The 21,549-nt window shown below is 63.0% G+C and carries 18 protein-coding genes, 1 tRNA gene and 1 pseudogene; 14 read left to right on the top strand and 6 right to left on the bottom strand.

Annotated features, from left to right (window positions below; genetic code table 11):
- Positions 1–168: 168 nt before the first annotated feature.
- A complete protein-coding gene (locus G485_RS0122520) occupies positions 169–1,644 on the top strand; it encodes a L,D-transpeptidase (protein WP_051318497.1) in 1,476 nt (491 codons plus the stop codon).
- 24 nt (positions 1,645–1,668) lie between these two features.
- Here the strand turns inward: G485_RS0122520 and G485_RS30240 are convergent, their stop codons facing one another.
- The gene (locus tag G485_RS30240) at positions 1,669–1,812 is read right to left on the bottom strand and encodes a hypothetical protein (protein WP_156922547.1); all 144 of its coding nucleotides are present in this window, start codon (positions 1,810–1,812) and stop codon (positions 1,669–1,671) included.
- Between the two features lie 231 nt (positions 1,813–2,043).
- Between G485_RS30240 and G485_RS0122530 the strand changes: the two genes are divergently transcribed.
- The 5 genes from G485_RS0122530 (at position 2,044) to G485_RS0122550 (ending at position 7,595) form a co-directional block, all read left to right on the top strand.
- Positions 2,044–3,135: a quinone-dependent dihydroorotate dehydrogenase gene (locus G485_RS0122530; RefSeq protein ID WP_240489246.1), complete on the top strand. Its 1,092-nt coding sequence runs from the start codon at positions 2,044–2,046 to the stop codon at positions 3,133–3,135.
- Between the two features lie 83 nt (positions 3,136–3,218).
- On the top strand, positions 3,219–4,022 hold the full coding sequence (gene yjbM, locus G485_RS0122535; RefSeq protein ID WP_027094395.1) for a GTP diphosphokinase: 804 nt from the start codon (positions 3,219–3,221) through the stop codon (positions 4,020–4,022).
- A gap of 332 nt (positions 4,023–4,354) precedes the next feature.
- Positions 4,355–5,920 carry an RsmB/NOP family class I SAM-dependent RNA methyltransferase gene (locus G485_RS0122540; RefSeq protein ID WP_027094396.1) on the top strand — a complete coding sequence of 522 codons (1,566 nt, stop codon included), beginning with the start codon at positions 4,355–4,357 and terminating at the stop codon, positions 5,918–5,920.
- A 35-nt stretch (positions 5,921–5,955) separates the two neighbouring features.
- Positions 5,956–6,807, top strand: a complete 852-nt coding sequence (locus G485_RS0122545) for a pseudouridine synthase (RefSeq protein ID WP_027094397.1) — start codon at positions 5,956–5,958, stop codon at positions 6,805–6,807.
- Positions 6,804–7,595: a Cof-type HAD-IIB family hydrolase gene (locus tag G485_RS0122550; RefSeq protein WP_027094398.1), complete on the top strand. Its 792-nt coding sequence runs from the start codon at positions 6,804–6,806 to the stop codon at positions 7,593–7,595. Before G485_RS0122545 ends, G485_RS0122550 begins: the two co-directional genes overlap by 4 nt.
- A gap of 167 nt (positions 7,596–7,762) precedes the next feature.
- Here the strand turns inward: G485_RS0122550 and G485_RS0122555 are convergent, their stop codons facing one another.
- Together G485_RS0122555 and G485_RS27860 are read right to left on the bottom strand one after the other, a co-directional pair.
- On the bottom strand, positions 7,763–9,148 hold the full coding sequence (locus G485_RS0122555; protein ID WP_027094399.1) for an RsmB/NOP family class I SAM-dependent RNA methyltransferase: 1,386 nt from the start codon (positions 9,146–9,148) through the stop codon (positions 7,763–7,765).
- A gap of 180 nt (positions 9,149–9,328) precedes the next feature.
- The gene (locus G485_RS27860; protein WP_051318498.1) at positions 9,329–10,489 is read right to left on the bottom strand and encodes a GGDEF domain-containing protein; all 1,161 of its coding nucleotides are present in this window, start codon (positions 10,487–10,489) and stop codon (positions 9,329–9,331) included.
- Positions 10,490–10,581: 92 nt separating this feature from the next.
- Between G485_RS27860 and G485_RS27865 the strand changes: the two genes are divergently transcribed.
- From G485_RS27865 to G485_RS0122580, 3 genes are all read left to right on the top strand, one after another.
- Positions 10,582–11,742: a glycosyltransferase family 4 protein gene (locus G485_RS27865; RefSeq protein WP_035157773.1), complete on the top strand. Its 1,161-nt coding sequence runs from the start codon at positions 10,582–10,584 to the stop codon at positions 11,740–11,742.
- A gap of 30 nt (positions 11,743–11,772) precedes the next feature.
- Entirely contained in the window at positions 11,773–13,056 is a 1,284-nt protein-coding gene (locus tag G485_RS27870; protein WP_035157775.1) for a metallophosphoesterase family protein, read from the top strand.
- A gap of 194 nt (positions 13,057–13,250) precedes the next feature.
- Positions 13,251–16,640: an AAA family ATPase gene (locus G485_RS0122580; protein ID WP_027094400.1), complete on the top strand. Its 3,390-nt coding sequence runs from the start codon at positions 13,251–13,253 to the stop codon at positions 16,638–16,640.
- Here the strand turns inward: G485_RS0122580 and G485_RS0122585 are convergent.
- Complete coding sequence (locus G485_RS0122585) at positions 16,567–17,625, bottom strand: YkvI family membrane protein (RefSeq protein WP_027094401.1); 1,059 nt, start codon at positions 17,623–17,625, stop codon at positions 16,567–16,569. The genes G485_RS0122580 and G485_RS0122585 overlap by 74 nt on opposite strands.
- Before the next feature lie 118 nt (positions 17,626–17,743).
- Between G485_RS0122585 and G485_RS30245 the strand changes: the two genes are divergently transcribed.
- Positions 17,744–17,911, top strand: a complete 168-nt coding sequence (locus G485_RS30245; RefSeq protein ID WP_156922548.1) for a hypothetical protein — start codon at positions 17,744–17,746, stop codon at positions 17,909–17,911.
- A 76-nt stretch (positions 17,912–17,987) separates the two neighbouring features.
- On the opposite strand, the gene G485_RS27875 is transcribed toward G485_RS30245, so the two are convergent.
- Positions 17,988–18,674: a hypothetical protein gene (locus G485_RS27875; RefSeq protein WP_035157779.1), complete on the bottom strand. Its 687-nt coding sequence runs from the start codon at positions 18,672–18,674 to the stop codon at positions 17,988–17,990.
- Between the two features lie 245 nt (positions 18,675–18,919).
- On the opposite strand from G485_RS27875, the gene G485_RS0122605 reads away from it, so the two are divergent.
- The 4 genes from G485_RS0122605 to G485_RS0122620 all read left to right on the top strand — a co-directional run bounded on the left by G485_RS0122605 (position 18,920) and on the right by G485_RS0122620 (position 20,502).
- Entirely contained in the window at positions 18,920–19,489 is a 570-nt protein-coding gene (locus G485_RS0122605) for a xanthine phosphoribosyltransferase (RefSeq protein WP_027094402.1), read from the top strand.
- Between the two features lie 114 nt (positions 19,490–19,603).
- Positions 19,604–19,933 (top strand): hypothetical protein, encoded by a 330-nt coding sequence (locus G485_RS0122610; protein WP_027094403.1) that lies wholly within the window; start codon positions 19,604–19,606, stop codon positions 19,931–19,933.
- A 99-nt stretch (positions 19,934–20,032) separates the two neighbouring features.
- Positions 20,033–20,254, top strand: a complete 222-nt coding sequence (locus tag G485_RS0122615; protein ID WP_035157782.1) for a hypothetical protein — start codon at positions 20,033–20,035, stop codon at positions 20,252–20,254.
- Positions 20,255–20,415: 161 nt separating this feature from the next.
- Positions 20,416–20,502: transfer RNA gene (locus G485_RS0122620), tRNA-Leu, on the top strand.
- 693 nt (positions 20,503–21,195) lie between these two features.
- Here G485_RS0122620 and G485_RS30250 read toward each other — a convergent pair.
- Positions 21,196–21,315, bottom strand: a pseudogene (locus G485_RS30250) (transposase); the annotation flags it as partial.
- Between the last annotated feature and the right edge of the window lie 234 nt (positions 21,316–21,549).

The following is a 21,549-nucleotide window of genomic DNA, read 5'->3' on the forward strand; positions in this document are numbered from 1 at the left end:
CTCGCCGCTCGAACAAGGCCAAAAAATGGCCTTGCTGAATCCCACCGCGCCGGCCAAACTTGAGGCTAAGCTTGGCCGGCGCGGCGGGGGCGGTTGTGCGGAACGATTAAGCGGGGAACGCCTTCTGCCGATATATATGAAGAAGGAACCCCCGAAAGGAGATTCCGCATGAGCGACGACCGTCGGTTGGAAGAGCAAATCAAGCATTTTTACGACAACGTGCCGGATGTGAAGGACGCGTTGCCTTTAAAGGATTATTTGCTGAAGCACGAAAACAACCAAATGGCTTGGTACTTGCTGGGCAAGCAATATGCGGCGAAGGGCGAGGAGGGGAAGGCGAACTACTGCTTCGCGCAGGCGGGAGCCGTCTACGAAGCTTTCGAGTCCAAGGCGAATCCGCTGCTGGCCGCGGCTCACGGGCGGCAGCCAAGGCCCGCCCGGCGCCGATTCAGGCTCGCGGCCGCGGCAGGGCTGCTGCTGCTCGCCCTTGGGCTGCTGCTCCCCGGCGGGCAGGCGCAAGCGCCCGGACCGAACCCGGCCGCTCCGGCGTCGGGCGGGGCTGCGGCTTCGGAATCGCCGAACGCCGCAGGCGAAGCGGCGCCGGCTTCGCCTTCTGCCGCGCCGCCCGCGGCTCCGGGGGCAAAGCTCGCCTACGTGGCCGGGGCCGCCGCCGCGGGCACGGACGGGCCGGCGGCGGTCGGACAGCTGCTGACGGCGACGAACGCTCCGTCGTCTTCGCTGCTCGTTCAGACGCCTGTATTGGACAAGAAATGGACAGACTGGGTAAGGAGCGGCAAACCGGTCGCCGCCGTCTCGGGAGCGTCGGTTCAAGCGGCCGCCGGCATCGTCTGGTACGATTCCGGCTGGTGTCCTTGCGGAACCGGGCAGGATTCCGGACCGGTGCGCAAGACGGTCGCGTCATGGAAGCCTCTCCAGGAGGGCAAGCTCGCGCTCCGCTCGGCCATGATCCGGTTCCGGGAACGGACGGGAAAATGGCCGTCGTCCAAAGCGGATTTGGCCGGCGCCTATCCGGCCAATATGCTGGCCGGCTGGTCGGAAGCGATGACGCCGTGGTTGAGCGAACTGACGGAGGAGCTGGCCAAGGGGGAAGCGCGAACCGCAGCCGCGCTTGGCTGGCCGAACGCCGGAGGCCCCTCCGAAGGGAACGGCAAGCCCGCCGGCAAACTCGCCGCGATCGCGACGGAGCCGCTGGAGATCGTCGTGGACAAACGGCACCATCGGTTGGCCGTCGTCAGCGGGAACGTGCTGCTGCGCAATTACGAAGTGGGGCTCGGCGGTGACAAAACGCCGGAAGGCCGATTCGTCATCACGGAGAAGGTGCGCGATCCGAACGGACGCTTCGACGGCCCGTTCGGCAGCAGAGGCATGACGCTGTCGGACACGCTGTACGCCATTCACGGCACGGACGAGCCGGACAGCATCGGCAAGGACGAATCGAACGGATGCATCCGCATGAACGCCGCCGATCTCGAGGAGCTGTACGATCTCGTCCCGCTCGGCACGCCGGTTACGATCGCAAAGGAGGGTTTGCCCTCGGAACTGCGCGTACCGTCGGAACGGTTCCGGCTGGCGCCGGAGCAGAACGAGACAAACCCTCATAAGCGCTATAATTGGTTAAATTAATTCGCCAATAAGCCTTATTCCGCGTCAAATATTAAGCACAAGCAGGGTCGAGACCGCCGCCACGATGACGACGAAGGCGACCACGATCCAGACAAGCGCTCGCTTGTTCACCTGCTCCTTCTGTTTGGCTTGGGGCAGAGGGGGACGCTTCTTTTTGGCTGAACTCAAGGCAAACCAACCTTTCTATTATATAAATAGATAAGCTATGTCCCTATTGTAAACGGTTGCTTGACAAAAAACCAGTTGTCCGTCCGCTCCGGGCGGGCGGATGCTCCCTTTTCTTTTCCGCCGGAAAAGGCTAAACTGTTACCCGGAAGGTTTTGTTCACGTGCAAAGCTTCTTCGCCGTCGAAGATGCCGAAGGCGTATTGGCTTGACAGAAAGGATGTTTGTCGGTCAGATGTATAAGCTGGTTAAACCGTTTTTTTTCAAAATGGACCCCGAAGCGGCGCACCATCTGGTGGTGGACGGATTGGGACGGGCGGCCCGGATTCCGTTCGTTCCGTCGCTGCTCTCGGGCCTTTGGGGCGTTCATCCGGCGAAGTCGCTTGAGGTGGACGTATTCGGCCTCCGCTTCGCCCATCCGGTCGGACTCGCCGCCGGGTTGGACAAGAATGCGAAGGCGGTCGCCGGATTTTCGCGAATCGGACTTTCCTTTATGGAGGTCGGCACGGTAACGCCGCTGGGCCAGCCCGGCAACGAGCCGCCCCGCTTGTTCCGGCTGCCAACGGACGAAGCGCTCATCAACCGGATGGGGTTCAACAACGAAGGGGCGGACGCGATGGCGGAGCGGCTTGCCCGGCTCGGCCGGCGGCGCATTCCGCTTGCCGTCAACATCGGCAAGAACAAGACGACGCCGAACGAGAACGCGGCGGACGATTACCGCGCGTGTCTGAAGCGTCTGTATCCGCACGGCGACTTCTTCGTCGTGAACATCAGCTCGCCGAACACGCCCGACCTGCGCAAGCTTCAGCACGGGGATGAGCTGCGCGGCTTGCTGGATGCGGTTCGGGGCGAAATGGAGATCCAGGCGAAGCGGGCCGGAGGCAAGCCCAAGCCGATCCTTGTCAAGATTGCGCCGGACAACGACGAGGAACAGCTCGCGTATATGGCGGAGGCCATCTTGGCGAGCGGCATGGCGGGCATTATCGCCACCAATACGACGATCGGCCGGGACGGTCTCAAGCATCCGAACGCGAAGGAGACGGGAGGGCTCAGCGGCCGTCCGCTGACCGAACGGTCGACCGAGGTCGTCCGCACCCTTTATCGGCTGACGGGCGGCAAGCTGCCGATCGTCGGTTCCGGCGGCATTTTCACGGCTCAGGACGCGTACGACAAAATCCGGGCGGGCGCGAGCCTCGTCGAGGTGTACACCTCGCTTATTTACAAAGGCCCGGGGGTCGTGCGCGAGATCGTTAAAGGGCTCGAAGAACGGCTTCGCAAGGACGGCTTCTCCCGGATCGCAGATGCGGTTGGAGCCGATCACCGCTAGCGCGCGGGATTCGCGGGCGGGCTGGCGTCCGATGGCGCGGGTTATCAAGTTTCTTTTGGGATGCGGCAGAAAGGAGTTTCCGTATGGACGGTAGAGATTGGAACAAGTTTTTGCTCCCTTATCAGCAGGCGGTCGAGGAACTGAAGGTGAAGCTGAAGGGTTTGCGCACCGAATTGAAAGCCCGCGACGAATACGCGCCCATCGAGTTCGTGACCGGCAGGGTCAAAAGGATCTCGAGCATTCTGGAGAAGGCGAAACGGCTCAACGTGCCGATGGACCGGATCGAGACGGGAATCGAAGATATCGCCGGCATTCGCATCATGTGCCAGTTCGTGGACGACATTCACCGGGTGGCGGAGATGATCCGTTTGCGCAAAGACATGAAGGTCGTGTACGAGAAGGACTACATTACCCATTACAAAGAGAGCGGTTATCGTAGCTATCATATCATCGTGGAATATCCCGTGCAGACGTCGCTCGGATCGATGCCGGTGCTGGCGGAAATCCAGATCCGCACGCTCGCGATGAATTTCTGGGCGACGATCGAGCATTCGCTGAATTACAAGTACAAGGAACAGCTGCCCGAGCACGTGCGCGAACGGCTGTTCAACGCGGCGGAGGCCGCGTTCCAGCTCGATACGGAGATGTCCAACATCCGTCAGGAGATCGTCGACGCGCAGCAGGATTTCGAAGGCAAATCGGGCATCGTCCGCAAAGTGCTGAACGATATCCAAAGCTTGTACTTCTTCCGGCGCATCCGGGAGGCCGCGCAGTTCCAGCTTCGCTTCAACGAGCTGTGGGAGCAGGAGGACATGTGGGGGCTCAGCGAGCTGTCCGCCGAGATCCAGGAGGCGCTCGTGCGGGCCGGCAAGGGCGGAACGAGCTGAGCGAGGGCTTTCGGGCGGCTGCGGGATTGAGGGCCCAAGCGGAGAAAGGGTTCAGTGAGGCCGGGCTGCCTCTGCATGGAGAGCAAACCGTGAACCGCAGCCAGCGAGGTCGAAACCCGCACCAATGTTCCACAAGTGCAAAATACAAGCGCAACAAAGCAGCTCCGGACATCTTGCTTCGGGGCTGCTTTGTTCGTCTTTTGGGCCCGATCCGCCAAGGACATCATCTCGATGCGCTGCCGCCCGTATTTTTTGGCGCGAACGATAGACAAGTCGCCGATCCTCCCGTAAATTAGAGCTGATAGAGGTAGCCTTTTAACAAAATGGGGGGTATGACAGACAGCATGAGGCTGCCGGACAAATTCGAGAGCTCGATGAGGGAGCTCCTGGGCGAGGAAGCGGAAGCGTTCTTCGCCACTTACGCGCTGCCGAGAACGTCGGGGCTGCGCTTGAACGGATTGAAAGTGACTCCGGATCAATACGCCCGGCTGCACGGCGGGGGAGGCCAACCGATCCCTTGGGCGGCCGGAGGCTTGTATACGGAAGAGGAGGACCGTCCGGGCAAGCATTTGCACTATTATCTGGGGCTTTATTATATACAGGAGCCTAGCGCGATGCTGCCCGCCGAGCTGCTGGACGTTCGGCCGGGACATCGCGTGCTCGATCTGTGCGCCGCGCCGGGCGGCAAATCGACGCAGCTGGCCGCCAAGCTTCAAGGCCGGGGCGTGCTGGTGACGAACGACAACGCGGCGGAACGGACGAAGGCGCTGGCCAAAAACGTCGAGCGGGCCGGGGCGGCGGGCGTGGTGGTGACGAACGAGGAGCCGGGGAAGCTGGCGGAGGCGTTCGGCGCGTTTTTCGACCGGGTGCTTGTGGACGCTCCCTGCTCGGGAGAAGGCATGTTCCGCAAGGACGAGTCGATGATCCGCGAATGGGAGCGCCATTCGGCCGAGCGGTGCTCGGCGATGCAGCGCGACATTTTGCGCGAAGCGGCGCGTCTGGTCGCACCGGGCGGCAAGCTGCTCTATTCGACCTGCACGTTCTCGCCGCGGGAGAACGAGGGGAGCGTCGCCCGGTTCCTGGCGGAGCATCCGGAGTTCGAAGTGGAACGGATCGAGGCGCCGGCCGAATGGGGGCTTGGGCCGGGAAGGCCCGACTGGCTGACGGAGGAAGAAAAGGCGGGCCTAAGCGAGGAGCGCTTGGCTTCGCTGGCCGGAACGGTTCGCGTCTGGCCGCACCGCAGCCGGGGAGAGGGGCATTTCGCCGCGTTGCTCGTGCGCGTCGGCGAGGTCCCGTCTCCGCCGGCCGAGAATGCGGAGGACGGCGGCTGGCGCTTTCCTCCGCTGGCGGCGCCGGGCGTGGATGTCCCGCCGGCGGCGGGAGCGCCCAAAGGCAAAGGCGTCGCCTGCGCGAAGCCGGCGAAAGGCCGAACGGCCCCGTCGCCGGAGCGGGAGATGCGCGACAAGCTCATCGCCTTCGCTCAGGAGGCGCTTCCCGCCTGGCGGCCGAAGGGCCGGCTCGTCGCGCGCGGCGAGCAGCTGTATTTGCAGCCGGACGGGTTGCCGAGCCTCGAACGGCTTCAACTGGTGCGTCCGGGCTGGCTGCTCGGAAAGGCGATGAAGCATCGGTTCGAGCCGTCCCAGGCGTTGGCGATGGGACTCGCGATGGGCGATGCCGCCCGAAGCTTGCGGCTCAGGAGCGAAGACGACGAGGCGATAAAATATATGAAGGGCGAGACGCTGCATCCCGCTCCGGAGAGGATCGTCGGCGCGGACGGAAGCCCGATGCCCGGCAAGGGATGGGTGCTCGTCTGCATCGACGGCTACCCCGCCGGTTGGGGCCGATGGGACGGAACGCTGCTCAAAAACGAGCTGCTTCCCGGCTGGCGGTGGATTTAGCGACAAGGCTTTTGAAGAAGAAAGCGGTGTTGAAAATGAAAAAAACGATGCGGCTGGACAAAATGCTGGGGAACCTCGGCTACGGGACGAGAAGCGGCATCAAAGCTTTGGTTCGCCAGGGGGCGGTTGCCGTCAACGGCGTTCCGGCGAAAGACCCCGGCATGCAGATCGATCCGGCGAAGGACGAGGTGCTGCTGAACGGGGAACGGATTGCGTATCGCGATTCGGTCTACGTCCTGCTGCACAAACCGGCCGGCTACGTGTCCGCGACGGAAGATTTGCGGGACCGGACGGTGCTCGAGCTGCTGGACGAGGAGATGAACGTCTTTTCCCCCTTCCCCGTGGGACGGCTCGACAAAGATACCGAAGGCTTGCTGCTGCTCACGAACGACGGCAAGCTGGCCCATGAGCTGCTGTCGCCGCGGAAGCATGTGCCCAAAACGTACAGGGCTCTCGTGCGGGGAGAAGTGGACGAGACGGACGCCGAGGCTTTCGGCAGGGGGGTGGAGCTCGACGACGGCTATGTCACCCTCCCGGCGCAATTGCGTCTTCTGGCCGCGGCCAAGGCGGGTGAGCCGATCGCGCATCCCGGCATGGCCGAGGCGGCGGAAAGGACGGCCCGCGTGCCGGCGCTGAGGGGAGCCGAGCTTGCGGCCGCTGTGCGGGAAGGCTGGACGCTTAGCTGGATCGAGCTGACCATTCACGAAGGGAAATTCCATCAGGTCAAGCGCATGTTCCAAGCCGTCGGCAAAGAAGTGCTCTATCTTCGCCGCGTCGCCATGGGGCCGCTGGTGCTCGATCCCGCGCTGAAGCCGGGCGATTGGCGGGAACTGACGGACGAAGAGCTGACCGCCCTGCGCGAATATCGAAAGGAGCAAAAGGGATGACCTATCGCCTTATCGCATTGGACATCGACGGAACGTTGATCAATGACGATCATGAACTTACGCCGCGCGTGCGGACGGCCGTGCGGACGGCGGCGGAACGCGGAGCGGAGATCGTCTTGTGTACGGGACGAGGCTCGTCGGGCGCATTGCCCGTCATCGAGGAGCTCGGGCTTGCCGGCACGATGATTACCCACAACGGCGCTTCCATCGTCGACAGCTCGACGCGCCGGGTGCTTTACGAAACGGCGATTGCGCCGGAAGCGGCGGGGCGTTATATGGCTTACTGCCGCGAGCGCGGCATTCATTTCGACATGAACACCGCTTTTGAACTGTATGTGGAGCGATTGTCGGAAGAGACCGCCCGCATGTACGAGCGGATGTTTGCCCGTCCGATCGAATGGAAGGCGGAGCTGGGGCTGCCGGAGCGAACCGTCAAGCTGTCGGTCTTCGCCGCCAAGGAAGTGCTGGACGAAGTTCAGGCGGAATGGGAGGCATGGGACACGGGGCTGCAAATCGTCCGAAGCGGAGACTTCTTTATCGACGTGCAGCCGCTCGATGCGTCCAAAGGCCGCGCGCTGGAGCAACTGGCCCGCCTGAGAGGCATTCCCCGGCAAGAGGTGCTGGCGATCGGCAATTATTACAACGACATCGGCATGATCGAATACGCCGGCTACGGCGTGGCCATGGGCAACGCTCCGGAAGCCGTCAAAAGCGTCTCGGACGCGGTGACCGTCTCCAACAACGACGACGGCGTGGCGCTCGTGCTCGAGGAGCTGTTGGGAGCTTAGGCCTGAGCGGCGGGGATAAGGCCGGTAGGAAGTCATGAACCTGGGGGCAGAGATGTTCGACGAAATCGAGCAACGCTGAGAAAGGGCCTTCAATGGCGGAGTTGCTCGACGAAATCGAGCAGCTCCAAATCGGCGCTCGAGAGCGGAGGCTCGGCGGACCAAGCGCCTTAACCGGTAAACAGCCGAAGCCCTTTCGGCAGCCGGTTTTTGTGCCAGCCGTCGCTCGTTTTAAACCACCCGAGCGGCCGGCCGTCCACGGTCAACAGTCCCCAGCCTTTGCCCGCGCTGTCCGCTGCGGGAAGGCTCTCTCCGCGAAGATAGGCCGCGACCTCCGGGCTATCCGCCGGATAATCGCTCGTTCGCGCGGCCGCCGCGGCCGGGACGGCCATCGCCAGGGCGTGGCCGGGCTCGAAACGGCCTTTGCGCACGTCGCCCAGATGGAGGCCGGGCCGCGGCAGCTTCAGACCTTTGAGCGCGCCTGCCGACAACGGCGCCCCCTTCGGCCGCGGCAGCCAGTACAGCGCCTCCCCGAACAGAAGCGGTTCGCCGCCCTCGGGCAGCTCAAAGCCGGGAAGCGTCTCGGCCGCAAATTCGCGAAACAGCCGCAACCCCTCCGCAGCCGCCGGATTCAGCTTGCCGCTCCCCCTGGCTTTGGAGTTTGCCAAGCCGCCCCGTTCGGCCCCTTGCCCATGCGCATCTTCCGGCCCTTCCTTCTCCAGCACGGCCGCGTAATGCCCCTCGCCTTCGCCCCGGTGAGGCCACATGCGCTCCTCCCGCACGAGCCTGAACGCCGGGTATTCGGCGAGGAACCAGGCGATCGTCTCCTCGTTTTCTTCGCGATTGAACGTGCAGGTGGAATAAACGAGCCTGCCGCCCGGCTTCAGCATTTTGGCGGCATCGGGCAAGATCGATCGCTGCCGCGCCGCGCAGGCGTCCACCGCTTCGGGAGACCACTCGGCGACCGCCTCGGGATCTTTGCGGAACATGCCTTCGCCGGAGCAGGGAGCGTCGAGCATGATCCGGTCGAACGCTTCGGGCCAGCGGGCGGACAGCTCGTCCGGCGAAGCGTTCGTCACGACGGCGTTCGCAATGCCCATACGCTCCACGTTCTCCGCCAAAATTTTCGCCCGTCCCCCATGAATTTCGTTCGCGACGAGCAGTCCTCGTCCGGCCATGCGGCCCGCGATCTGCGTCGTCTTGCCGCCCGGCGCGGCCGCGAGGTCGAGAACGATCTCTCCGGGCCGGGGGTCGAGCAGCTCCGCCGCGATCATCGCGGAAGGCTCCTGAATGTAGTACAGGCCCGCCGCATGCCACGGATGGCGTCCCGGCCGCACCGCTTCGCCGTAGAAGTAGCCCTCCCGGCACCAGGGAACCGGTTCGAGGGCAAACCGGCCGACAATCTCCCGGATCAGAGAGTCATCCGGCGCAAGCTTTAAGGGATTAAGCCGCAATCCGTAAGACCGCGGATGTTCGTAACTGTCTAGAAAAGCCTCCGCCTCGCCGCCAAGCTGCCGGCGAATCCGTTCGACATAGGCGGAAGGTAACTGGGACATAAGCAAAATCTCCTTCGGCAACAATCGGAATAATCGTTACCAGTATACACGACCTCGCGTGCGCCGCAAAACGGTTCGCCGCCCCGTTTCCCTTCCCGCGGCCCAAGCTCGGATCTTTAATTTTATAGGGGAAACGCTGCAGCCTGACTCCGAAATCGGTTACTTCGCGGTTCCGCGGGACTACGATGATCCGTTCATCCAATGGGCATAATCGGTGACCCGGTTTTTGCCCGACTTTTTCGAATGGTACATCGCTTCGTCCGCCTGCTTCATCAGCTTCTCGGCCGAGGTCCCTTTGCCCGCCTGGCAGTGGCCGATGCTCGCCGTCACGATCGTCTCCTTCTCGATGCGCGCCCGGATTTTCTCCGCGACCGCGAGCGAAGAAGCCTCCTGTCCGAAGACGAACGCGACCAACTCTTCACCGCCGTAACGTCCCGCCAGCCCGATGCCTTCGGTCTCTTCCGTCAGAATGGAGGCGACTTGCTTCAGGACGATGTCCGCCTGCTGGTGGCCTTGCGTGTCGTTCAGCTTCTTGAAGTTGTCGATGTCGCAAAAAATGGCGCCCACCGGCTTGCCGGAACGAAGGGCGTGCTCCAGCTGGTTCGTGAAGAAACGGCGGTTGAACAGGTTGGTCAGCCCGTCGGTAATCGAGGAGCGGTAAGCCGATTGGAGCAGCTCGACGACGCGCTCGAACAGCAGCATGAACATCAAAATAAAGTAGGCCACCGGCAATAGCGCCGCGAACGTCTCATAAAATGTACTGTCGGCGTTGCCGTACCGCCGGAGGACGGTGACCAGCTGCAGCGCGAACGCGAGGGACAATGTAAGCACGTAACGCTTCGGCTGTCCGATGTGCAGGGCGAACATGAGCGCGAACAGCGGGCTCAGCGCCAGCATGAAGCCGTCCAGCACGGGGGAGCGGAGGGCGCCGATGTTCCAAATCCGCTCCAGCGACTCGCCTCCCGAAAAGACGGAAGTGGCCGAAATGGCGACGCAAATGCCGATTAACGAGTAAAACCACGCTTGCGTGCGGGGACGCTTCTTATGATAAAGCTCGAAGACCGAGAAGTTCAGCAAAATGAACGAGATCGCGTCCAGCGTGCTTCCGAGGAAGGTGAGGAGCGGCTTGGACGGGAACCAGCCGACGGCCAGCACCACATTCAGCAATTGAGGGAGCAGGCTCACCCCGATCGAGAAAATCAGCTTGCGGTAAGTGGCGCGCCTGTTGTAGACGTAGAGCCGGTAAGCCATAAACAGCATCAATGCGAGCACGATGACGACAATTCCGGAAGAGAAAGCTTGGACGTACTCTCCGGCCGTCCAGACCGATGTGGGATTCATAGAAGCTCCTTCGCATTCCTTTACAGAAACATATGTTCTAATATATCATAAATATGATAGACCGAGAAAGCAGAACATAAGGAGGGTTTTCCATGAATGTTTTGCAGGCGCTGTTTTTCCCCCCGGAGCAGCCGGGCGGCGTCTCTTCCATGGTGCCCTACATTGGGGAACGGTTCCGCAAGCTCGGTTGGGAGATGGAACTCTTTTCTCTCCCGAAGCGTATCCGCAACAAAGGGCAAGAGGATATCGCGTTCGAGACGTTCGACTGGCGGGATTACGCCGGTCATGCCATTGTCGATAAATACATTCAAACGCTTAAGGATTACATCTGGTGGACGAAGCTCCGACTGAAGGAGAATAAGTACGACCTCATTCACGCCCATCATCCGGTGGCCGCGCTCGCGATGAAGCGGATCTATCCCGATATTCCGGTGATCATGACCGTCCACTCGAGCTTCGAGCGCGAGCTCATTCTGAACGGCCGAATCAAGGCCGGCGGACCGGAGCATCAATTCCTGACGAAGATTTACGGCGAGCTCGAGCGGAAGACGGACCGGCTGCTGACCGTCTCGCATTCGTTCGCCCAATATTTGGGCGCCTATTTGCGCGATCCCGGCGCGGTCGGGGTTATTCCGAACGGCTACGACGAGAAAAGGTTCAAGCCGATCTCCCACGAGAACGAAGTGACGCAACTGGTGACGGTATGCCGGCTCGTGCCCGCGAAGGGCATCGACCTGCTGCTCAAAGCCTGCGCCGAGCTTCACCGGAGAGGGCGCAAGTTCGTGCTCCATATTATCGGAGACGGTCCGATCCGCGAGGATCTGGAGAAGCTGTCGCAGAGCCTCGGGATTTACGAAGACACGATTTTCTACGGCTATATGCTGCATCCGGAAGAGCTGATGCCGTTCTTCGACGTGTTCGTGCTGCCTTCGCGCGCGGAATCGTTCGGTTCGGTATTCGCCGAAGCGGCGCTCTGCCTGCTGTCGCTGGTCGGCACGAACGTGGGCGGCATCGCGGAGCAGATCGAGAACGGCGTGAACGGCCTGCTCGTGCCGGAGGAAGACCCCGAAGCGCTCGCGAACGCGCTCGAAGAGCTGATCATCGATCCGCAATACCGCTACGAACTGGCTCGCGCGGCGTGGAACAAGGCGAAGAAGACGTATTCGCTCAATCGCGTCATCGCGGAATTGAAGAAGGTTTATACCGATCTGGGGCCCAAGGGGCCGGCCGGGGAGCCGCTCTCCGCCGAATAGCGGCCGGCGAACGACGAAGGAGGTGGAAGAGTGGGCGTACCGTTCACGTTTCTTCATGCCACGGATCTTCATCTGGACAGCCCGTTCCGCGGCCTGACCCGGGTGCCGCCCGCCGTCCGCGAGCGGCTGCGGGAGTCGACGTTCGCCTCTTTCCGGCGGCTAATGGAGCTGGTCCGGCGGGAGAAGATCGACTTCGTCGTGCTTGCCGGCGATCTGTACGATGCCGCCGACCGTTCGCTGCGCGCGCAGCTTCGCATGCAGCGAACGCTGACGGAGCTGGCGGAGGACGGCGTTCAGGTGTTCGTCGTGCACGGCAACCACGATCCGGAGAACGGCTGGAAAGCGAAGCTGGACTGGCCGCGGACGGTCCGCGTGTTCGGCTCGCGCGACGTGGAGTCGTTCCCGGCCTACCGCCGGGACGGCGAGCTGGCCGCTTACGTGTATGGCATATCGTATCCGCAATCCAACGTGACCGACAATCTGGCGGCGCGCTATCGGGTCCGACCGGGCGCGCCTTTTCATTTGGCGGTGCTGCACGCCAACGTCGACGGCAACCCGGGACACGACGATTACGCTCCGTGCAGGCTTGCGGAGCTAAGGGCGGCGGGCTTTCACTATTGGGCGCTCGGCCACGTGCACGACCGGCGGGTTTTGCACGAATATCCGCATGTCGTTTATCCCGGCAACATCCAGGGGCGGAGCATGCGGGAAACCGGAGGCAAAGGCGCCTACGTCGTGCGCGTGTCCGAGACGGGACGGATCGAGATGGAATTCCGCGACACGGCCGACGTGCTCTGGTTGGAGAAGACCGCGTCGATCGAAGGGATGGAGCGCGAGCAGGAGCTTAAGAACCTGCTCGTTCGCTTGGCCGAAGAGGCGCGTGCGGAGGCGGCCGGCCGGCCGGTCGTCCTGCGCATCCGGGTCGAGGGCAGAGGCGTCCTGCACGAACGGCTGCAGCGGGACACGGCGGCGGCCGAATGGCTGGAGGAGCTGCGGGAATGGTGCGGCTCGCCGGACGAAGCGGACGACTGGGTCTGGGCGGACAGCTTGCTTGTCCGCACGGGGGCGCTAACGCCAGGGACGGACGAGGAGGACGAGAACGGATTCCTCGGCGTGCTGTCGCGGATCGGACGGGAAGCGGCCGGCGATCCGGACGGGTCGCGCCGGCTGCTGGACGACGCGCTCGGGCAGGCGCTGCGTCACGCCAAGCTGCGGGAATGGAGCGCCGCGCGGACCGGCCCCGAACGCGAGGAACTGATCGGCCGGGCGCTGGAGCTGGCTGCGTTGCTGCTCAGAGACAAGGAAGGACGGTAGCCGGCTTCGAGGCCGAATATGGGGACAATCGGCATCGACGATCGGCAAATCGGCATCGGCTGCCGGTTAACGGATTCCGGGTTATGCGGATCTAAGTCGCCGGCATGCGAATACCGTCGGATTGTCCGCCTGCCGGGTGCGACCGACGGGAGACGAGCCGGGAATTTCGGCGCGTAAGGGAGGGCGAACGCAAGGTGTACATAAAGGAGCTGCAAATCGACGGGTTCGGCGCGCTCGCCGGTCTGAGCTGCGCGTTCGAGGCGCCGGTGACGGTCGTATACGGTCCGAACGAAGCGGGCAAAAGCACGCTGCTGCGCTTTATCCGCAGCGTGCTGTACGGCTTCGCCAACCGGGGGCAGCCGGAGGAGCGCGGCGAGCCGGTCTTCGGCGGCCGGCACGGCGGAAGGCTCGTCCTGCGCTCGGACGGGCAGGAGCTCGTCCTGGAGCGCTACGCCGACGTTGCCGTCCGCCGCGGCGGCGCTGCGGCCGTGCTGCGGGACGCGAACGGCGCCGAATTTCCGCTCTCGCAGGCGGAGCTCGAGCGGCGGCTGCTCGGCGGCGTCTCCGAGCGGCTGTTCCGCCAGCTGTTCGCGGTGACGCTGGACGATCTCCAGCAGCTAAGGACGATCGCGGGCGACGAAGTCGGCAATTACCTCTACCACGCCGGAATGGCGGGAGGGGCGGCGCTGACGGCGGCGAACAAGGCGCTGGAGGCGGAGATGGAGAAGCTGTTCAAGCCGAAGGGAGCGCTGCCGGAGCTGAACCGCGTCATGGCGGAAATCCGGGAGCTGGAGGAGCAGCTTCGCCGCGGCCGGCAAGGCGAAGGGGCGTTCAACGAAGCGGCGCTGGAACTGGAAGCAGTGGAGCGGGAAGCGAGCGAAGCCGAAGCGCGGCTGCCGGAGCTTCGGCGGAGGCTGGCGCTCGCGCAGAGCGCCGTCGAAGCGCGGGAAAGCTGGCTGCGGCTGCAGGCGATCCGGCTGGAGGAGGCCGAGCTCGCTTCGAAGCTGCCCGATCCGCTGGCCGAGCCGCTGCCGGAAGACGCGTCCGCGCGATGGGAAGCGCTGCTCGGCGAGCGCAGGCAAGCCGAAGCGCGGCTCCGGCAGGCCGAGGCCGAGCTGGACCGGCTCCGGCGGGAGCGGGAGTCGCTCCGCTGGGACGAGGCGCTGGCCGCCAGACTGCCGGACATCGAGGAGCTCGAGGCGCAGCGCGAAGCGGCGGCCGCCCGGCGCGAGGAGCTGGCGGAGGTCGCCGCCGACATCCGGCTGCAGGACGAGACGCTCGCTTCGCTCGTCGCGCGGCTGTCGCCGTCGTGGGAGGCGGCCGACCTGCAGCGCTTCGCGTCGCTGTCCGAGAGGGAGCGCGCGCGGGCGATGCAAGCGGGCTTGGCCGAAGCCGAGCGCGAGCTGGAGCGGCTGGAAGCCGAGCAGCGGCGGATTGAGCGGCAGAAGGCCGCGCTGGTGCGGGAGCGGCTCGCTGCCGGCGAAGAGGGCGCGCAAGCCGGCGGGGGGAGGCCGGCCGAATCGGACGCGGCTGCGGGCGGCCTGTCGCCGTTCGGGGCGTTCGCGCCCCGGGAGCGCGGGGCGCTGCTGCAGGCGTGGAGCCGCGTGGAGGACGAGCTGCGGCAGTGGGAACGGGCGTGGGCGGAGGTGCGAGTGGCCGAATCCGCCGTCGAGGCTGCGGGCCGATCGGCGGAAGGAAGCGCGGCAGCCGGACCGACGCCGCTGGGCCGCCGGGGCGAAGCGCCGGCTAGGCGCAAGAAGCCGGGAAGGCCCGGTCCCCATCCGCTTGCCCCGGCCGCCCTGTTCGCGGCCGCGTTGGCGGCGGCGCTGCTGCCCGCTGCGCTCCGTCTGGACGGCGCGGCGGCGTCCGGCTTGTATGCGCTCGCCGGCGCGCTGCTGATGTTCGCCGGCACGCTGTGGCGGAACGGATGGCGGCACTCCGCGTCACAGTCGGCATCGTCGGCCGGAGAGGCGGATACAGGCGCCGCCGCGCAGGAGCGGGCGCGTGCCGCTCTTGCCGCGAGCGAGCGAAGCGTGAACGACGCCGTTCGCCGGCTTCTCGCGCGTCCGGAGGAAGCGGCGGCGGCGCTGCTGCGAGAGGAAGGCGGGAGCCCGGGCGCGGAACGGGAGGAGGCCGAGGCGGCCCGCCGGGCGCTGCGCGAAGCGGTGTACCGGGAGCTGGAGCGGCTGGACGCCGAGGAGCGCGACCGGGCTGCGCGGCAGGACGATGCGCGCCGGCTGGCGGAGCTTACGCGCGAGCGGGAACAGCTGGAGCGGGAGCGCGAAGCTGGCGCGGCGAGGCTGGAGGCGAAGCGGCGGGCATGGGAGGAATGGCTGGCGGAGCGCAAGCTCCCGGCAGGCCTTCCGCCCGAGCTGCTGCCGGAGCTGTTCCAGTTGGCCGAGCAAGCGCTGCAGACGCTGCGGCAGCGCGGCCGCCTGGTTGAGCGCGCGGAGCAGCTGCGGCCCGTCCTCGCGGCGTTCGAGGCGGCGGCCGCCGAGCTGTTCGCCGCGTGCCCTCCGCCCGCGGCGGCCGGCGGCGACGCGGCGCTCGCCGTCAAGCTGCTGCTCCGCGACGCGCAGCAGCAGAGCGAGACGGCGGCCGAGGCGCGCCGCCTGGACGAGCGGCTGCGGCAGGCCGAAGCCGCCGCAGCCGAAGCCCGGGCCGCGTACGCCGAGGCGGCCGCGGCCGTTCAGGCGCCGCCGGCTGCCGCCGGCGACGCCGACGAAGCCGCCTACGAGCGGCGGCTTCGCGTGGACGAGCGGCGCCGCGCGCTCAGGCGCGAGCGCCGCGAAGCCGAGCTGCGGCTCGCGGCCGGACGCGACGCGTCCTCGCTCGCCGAGCTGGAGGCGCTGCTGGAGCGGCACGACGAGGCCGCTCTGGCGCAGCTGCTCGCTCGGGCGGAAGCCGACCTTCGCGAGGAGGAGCGGCGCCGCGCCGAGCTGCTGGACCGGCGCGGCCGGTTGACCGAGCAGCTGGAGCGGCTGCGGCGGGAGGCGGAGACCGAAGACCGGCTCGTGGCGCTCGGGGAGCGAAGCGCCGAGTTCGAGCGGCTTGCGGACCGCTACGCCGTGCTTGCCTTGACAGCGGAGCTGATCCGGAAGACGAAAGCCGTGTTCGAGGAGGACCGCCAGCCGGAAGTGCTGCGCAAAGCGTCGGCCTACTTCGCGGAGATGACCGGCGGAGCTTACGCCCGGATCGTCGTACCCGGCGATGACGAGACGCTGCGGGCGGAGACGAGGGACCGCCGATCCATCGATGTTTCGATGCTGAGCCGGGGCACGCGCGAGCAGCTGTACCTGGCGCTCCGGTTTGCCTTGGCGGGCGCACCCGCCGCCGGACAAGCTTTGCCTCTGCTGCTCGACGATCTGTTCGTTCACTTCGACGGCGAGCGCCTGGGACGGACCGCGCGCGTCTTGGGGGACGTGTCGGAGGATCGCCAAATCGTCTTATTCACATGCCACGAGCATGTGGCGGAGACGATCGCGGCGGCGCTGCCGGACGCGGGGCTCGTCAGGTTGGCAAGGAGGGGGGCTTCGGGCGCAGCTTCCGGTCTCTTCCCATCAGAAGCAGCCACCCGAGGCTGAGCATGCCGAACAGCGGGTACAGCGTGGAGAGCAGCGGCCCGAATCCGAACTGGCCGGCCACGAAGCAGAACAGCAGAACGCCGAACGTCAGCCAGGCTTTGCGGACGTTCAGCCTGTCCTCAAGCTGCAAGGTGAGCCCGTAAATATCGGCGACCAGCGTCGTGAAAATTTCCATAAAGATCAGAAACACATAGACGTAATGCACCCAGGGTCCCAGTTCGCGCGCGATCCCGCCCATCGGGATATCGAATTGCTGCACCCCCGGCATGCGCGAAGAGAGCGTCAAATGGCCGGCCAAGAGCATCGCGCCGATGCCGAGGCCGCCCAGCCAGGCGCCGCGCCTTAGAACGGCAGGATCGGCCACTTCGGCGCCTAGCGGCACGAGGACGGCTTGCGCCATGGACAGGTTGAACGCTGCGTACAGGAACGGGGACATCCAGACCGCCCAAAGCGACTGTTCGTTCCCTAGCGTCAGCCAGCGGTCCGCGCCCGGTCCCTGCAGCGTATGGACGACGAGCAGCGTCGTGAACGCGATCATGACGGGAACGACGAGCGTGTTGATCGTCAGAATCGCATTCATCCCTTTGCGGAGCAGGAAGAAGCAGGCGAACATCGTGACGACGAGCCCGGTCTGGTAGCCGAGATTGAGATGCTCGGAGAAAATCGCGCCCGCCCCCGCAAGCATGACCGCGTTCACGCCGAGAAGCACGAACAGCATCAGATGGCTCACCCACGTGCCCATGCGTTCCCCGAACAGATGCTTGTTCAAATCCTCGTAGGAACGCGCCCGGAGCTCGGCGGCGAGCAGCATCATTTTGGCCCCGAGCCAGACGAACAACAGCGTCACTATGCCGATGAGCAGGGCGCCCCAATAGCCGAAGCGGGTAAAAAATTGCATCACTTCCCGTCCCGTCGCGAATCCGGCGCCGACGACGGTGCCGATAAACGTAAACGCGATCTGTATACTTCGGCCCCAACGTTTCATAGACGGAACCTCCCGATCCGGTTTGTCCGCATTTCTCTTTTTAGAGTATGAGAAAAGAGGGACGGGCATGACATGGGAGTCCGGAATCCGCACTTGAAGGAGCTCGGAGAGAGAACCGATGACCGTTCCGGGGGTCGGATTCGCGGCGAAGTCCTGCTTCATCACGACGTTCTTCAACAACGACGGAACAGTGCTCATCATGACGCCAATCGGCTCGCTGGCGACGTTGCTCTGGATCGGATTGCTGCAGAGGGACGGGATCGCATTGTCGGGGGGCTATATTTGAAATACGGGGCAATGCTGACGATTCCGGTCTTGCTGACGTCGCTCGGGGCGTTATGGCTGCATTCGGCGCTGGGCGGCTAATCTTGTCCGATCAGCTTGACCGACAGCACCGTGCGCGTGGCCGGGTCCAGATCGACCTTGACCATCCCTCCGGCGACATCGCGGGACAGCACCTGCGTATCGGAAGCGAAGTCATCGCCCAGCACCGCCGCGGCTTCCCGGCCTTCGGTCCCGATCTGGATGCCTTCGAGCCCCGTGTCGACGCCGGCTTTGGCAATCTCCACGTAGACGACCCGATTTTTCGCCCCGAATCCGACGGAGAGGCCGTCGTATTCATGCATGTGAACGACGATCTCCTTCTCCGGGAGATCGTATTTCTGGGAAGGCTCCCCCAGTTTGCGGAGCACCTCCTTCTCGTCCATGCCGAGCGTGATGCCGGCGAGAGAAGGATGCTTCGGGTCGAAACGGCTGAGGGCTTCCCGGTCCGCAGCCTGTTCGGCCGGTGCCGATCCGGACGCGTCGACGACGATTTTGCCGTGCGTCGCCGAAGCCTGCGGAACGTTCGCTCCTGCAGGAGAGACGACGGCGGGCGAAGCGGCGGCCGGGCGGGCGGGAGAGCCCTCTCCCGAACGGGTTGCGGGAGCGGCGGCGGGATCGATGGCGGCGATTCCGGCATCGGGCGCGTTGTTGCTGCAAGCGATCAACGAAGACATCAGCGCGAGAGCGCCTAACGTCCAAGCGAACGGCATAAGCGATTTGCGCATCGGACGACCGCCTTTCCATAGTTTCTATATATTAGGACATGATTTGCGCTGGAAAAGTTTCGCCAAAAAAACCGGTGGAGGCAAAAAGCGTCCTTCGGAATCAGGAAAAACAGCCTACAACCACAGCTTTCCCATTGGTTCATAAGGCCCACTATTGACGAACGGGTGTTCCGCGTCTTTTATCTTGCGCTGACAGGTAAGGATATGTTACTTTAGACGGAAAAGAATGGACGGTGAAGATTGACATGGACATCTTAAAGGAAAGGATTCTACAGGAAGCGACCGTCGTCAACGCCGGCGTGTTGAAGTTGGATTCGCTCCTCAACCATGGAGTCGACCCTCTCCTGACGATGGAGATGGGCAAGGAATTCGCGCGGCGCTTCGAAGGCCGGTACGTGACCAAGGTCATTACGGTGGAGTCGTCCGGCATCCCGGTCGCCTTCGCGACGGCGCTGACGCTGGGCGTTCCGCTCGTGTTCGCCCGCCGCAAGAAGACGCTGCCGGGCGATGCCGACGCCTATGTCGAGCGGGTTCCTTCGTTCACGAAGGGGATCGTTACCGACCTGATCGTCTCGCGGCATCTGCTGAGCCCGATGGATTCGGTCTTGTTCATCGACGACATTATCGCCAATGGGGACGCGGCCAGAGGGCTGTTGAAAATTATTGAGCAATCGGGCGCGAAGGTGGCGGGCATCGGCATCGTGCTCGAGAAGTCGTTCCAGGCGGGCGGCAAGGCGCTTCGGGAACTGGGCTACGAGGTGGAATCGCTCGTCCGGATCTCTTCGCTCGAAGGCAACGAGATTACGTTCGAATAGCGCACCCGGAAGAAATGGGGATTTTTTACAGGTCTGATGACCGTTTCGTCCCTTTTCCCGGCGCAGTCTTTGATCTATAATAGGGTTAAGTCGCAGAGGGGAGGCGAGCAGGAGATGGGAAACCACGTTAACCTGTCGGAAGAATTCTTCGCGAACAAATTGGATGATGCCAAAAACCACTTCGAGCGCGCGCTCGACTGCAAGCACACCGAATTCGACGATCTGTATCCATACATGATCGAGCACCCGCAATTTTTCTGGTACAAACGGTACGTCGCTTGGTCCGAACTTCTGACGATCGTCAAGCTCTGCGAAGAGTTGGGCATTGCCTGGACGGAACGGTTCACGGATCGCCAGGCGGAGTATGTGCGCAATCGCGTCATGTCCAGCAAAGTGCTGGATTACTGGTACGAGACGAACGATACGCGGGAACATGTCGGATGACCGGCCCGTTCGCGCCTCAACATGAACCCGCCAGGACGAAGGATTCGTCTTGCGCGGGTTTTGTTTTGCGATGACATTCGTGAGAAGGAGGAAACGCCAATGACCGAAGAGCAATTGGACAAGTTCAGGGTCGAAGGGACCAAAGTTCGCGTCGTGCGGGACGCGCTGGAGATGAACGACGTCGTCGGCTTCGTCGTCGCCTGGGACGACGAGAGCGTGCTCATCCGGCGTCCGAACCGCCGGGTCGTCAAATTGAAGCGCGATTATGTGATGGTCGAAGCGAGCGCGCCGCGCCCGTCGGTGGAAGGCATACTTGAATAAAAGCGGCCGGCGAGGGAAAGGTTATTAACTGAAAATTAGAACTTCCCGAGTTGGCTTGACTTCGCTTACGGCCGCATGATAAGATAAGTCTCGTGATTGCGACAGGCAAGCCGGTGAACGTGAGCAAGCCGGCGGATCCAATCTTGAATCACAACGGACGTGCGGTCGTGGCGGAATTGGCAGACGCGCTAGATTCAGGTTCTAGTGGTGTAACAGCCGTGGAGGTTCGAGTCCTCTCGACCGCACCATATTGCAATCAAACCCTTCTCGGAAGGGTTTTTATTTTTACCTTTTCCATGATATTTTGAGGATATATCCATACGGTGAAACAAAATTCGCAGCAAGCAAGATCCGGCAGAGACTTAAACCTGAATAAGCAGATTCAGAAATGGCTCGTAAACGGGAACGGACGGGGAAGGCAATGCATTACTCTTTATTTCGACAGGGGATGTAAAAATCCTATTGGTTCCGGCTCGTCCGGGTTAGGATCATTATAACGAACTTCGGCCTACAATCGTTCGTAGTCGGCGGAAACCTGATTCCATTTCTAATCATCATTCGATATGGGGAGCAGACGATATTACTGACTGAACGATATAAAGGCGTACTTTCTTGTTATGATCGCATTGTGATTCACGGCAATATTCCGGAACTTTGCTTTGCCGATGGGATGACCTCGTATTTATACCGGAACAACATTCGAGTGTTCGACTATCCTTCTTGGGCAAACGGACTCCGTGACGACATTCGCGCTCATGCGGAGCAAATCGCCGAAGACAACCAATTGGAGGTTGAGTTTATCCGCAAGATCGGCGAATTCCGCAAAGACGATCGAATTCAGGAGATCCTCCAAAGCCGCGGCGATCATCCGGGACTTGTGTATATCTTCTCCGCCATGGAAAGCGGCAATGCCTACAAACCGTGGCATGACAAGCCCACAGGCGGCGGATTTCTTCGTTCAAGCGTTCCACGCTGTTCGTGGTGCGAAGGCGTTTACGGTACTTTTCAGGCAAGCTCAGTACCGCAGTAGCATCATCAAAACCAGCTTCAACTTTACGGATTTTCAGAGAAGAGATATCTTTAGCTCTCTAACTAAAAGTAAAGGTATTAGGCCAACCCCTAAACGAAACAGCGGTGGACTAGGACTTGAAAAATAAAGTCTTAGACCGCCGCTGTTACTATTGCGTTTAACCTATCCCAACTCTTCCATTAATACCCTCACCGGCGGGGGACTAATTCCAAGATAAACAGATTTGTAGTGTCAACGCCGGATAGATATCTTTTTATGAAACATT

The organism is Cohnella thermotolerans DSM 17683 (assembly GCF_000429825.1).
Taxonomy (GTDB): domain Bacteria; phylum Bacillota; class Bacilli; order Paenibacillales; family Paenibacillaceae; genus Cohnella; species Cohnella thermotolerans.

Bases quoted from the DNA above. Each gene is read 5' to 3' on its own strand.
- G485_RS0122585 (WP_027094401.1), bottom strand. From the start codon at position 17,625: ATGAAACGTTGGGGCCGAAGTATACAGATCGCGTTTACGTTTATCGGC.
- G485_RS0122540 (WP_027094396.1), top strand. From the start codon at position 4,355: ATGACAGACAGCATGAGGCTGCCGGACAAATTCGAGAGCTCGATGAGG.
- G485_RS0122530 (WP_240489246.1), top strand. From the start codon at position 2,044: ATGTATAAGCTGGTTAAACCGTTTTTTTTCAAAATGGACCCCGAAGCG.
- G485_RS0122545 (WP_027094397.1), top strand. From the start codon at position 5,956: ATGAAAAAAACGATGCGGCTGGACAAAATGCTGGGGAACCTCGGCTAC.
- G485_RS27860 (WP_051318498.1), bottom strand. From the start codon at position 10,489: ATGAATCCCACATCGGTCTGGACGGCCGGAGAGTACGTCCAAGCTTTC.
- G485_RS30245 (WP_156922548.1), top strand. From the start codon at position 17,744: ATGACCGTTCCGGGGGTCGGATTCGCGGCGAAGTCCTGCTTCATCACG.
- G485_RS27865 (WP_035157773.1), top strand. From the start codon at position 10,582: ATGAATGTTTTGCAGGCGCTGTTTTTCCCCCCGGAGCAGCCGGGCGGC.
- G485_RS0122615 (WP_035157782.1), top strand. From the start codon at position 20,033: ATGACCGAAGAGCAATTGGACAAGTTCAGGGTCGAAGGGACCAAAGTT.
- G485_RS0122610 (WP_027094403.1), top strand. From the start codon at position 19,604: ATGGGAAACCACGTTAACCTGTCGGAAGAATTCTTCGCGAACAAATTG.
- G485_RS0122520 (WP_051318497.1), top strand. From the start codon at position 169: ATGAGCGACGACCGTCGGTTGGAAGAGCAAATCAAGCATTTTTACGAC.
- yjbM (WP_027094395.1), top strand. From the start codon at position 3,219: ATGGACGGTAGAGATTGGAACAAGTTTTTGCTCCCTTATCAGCAGGCG.
- G485_RS0122555 (WP_027094399.1), bottom strand. From the start codon at position 9,148: ATGTCCCAGTTACCTTCCGCCTATGTCGAACGGATTCGCCGGCAGCTT.
- G485_RS27875 (WP_035157779.1), bottom strand. From the start codon at position 18,674: ATGCGCAAATCGCTTATGCCGTTCGCTTGGACGTTAGGCGCTCTCGCG.
- G485_RS0122605 (WP_027094402.1), top strand. From the start codon at position 18,920: ATGGACATCTTAAAGGAAAGGATTCTACAGGAAGCGACCGTCGTCAAC.
- G485_RS0122550 (WP_027094398.1), top strand. From the start codon at position 6,804: ATGACCTATCGCCTTATCGCATTGGACATCGACGGAACGTTGATCAAT.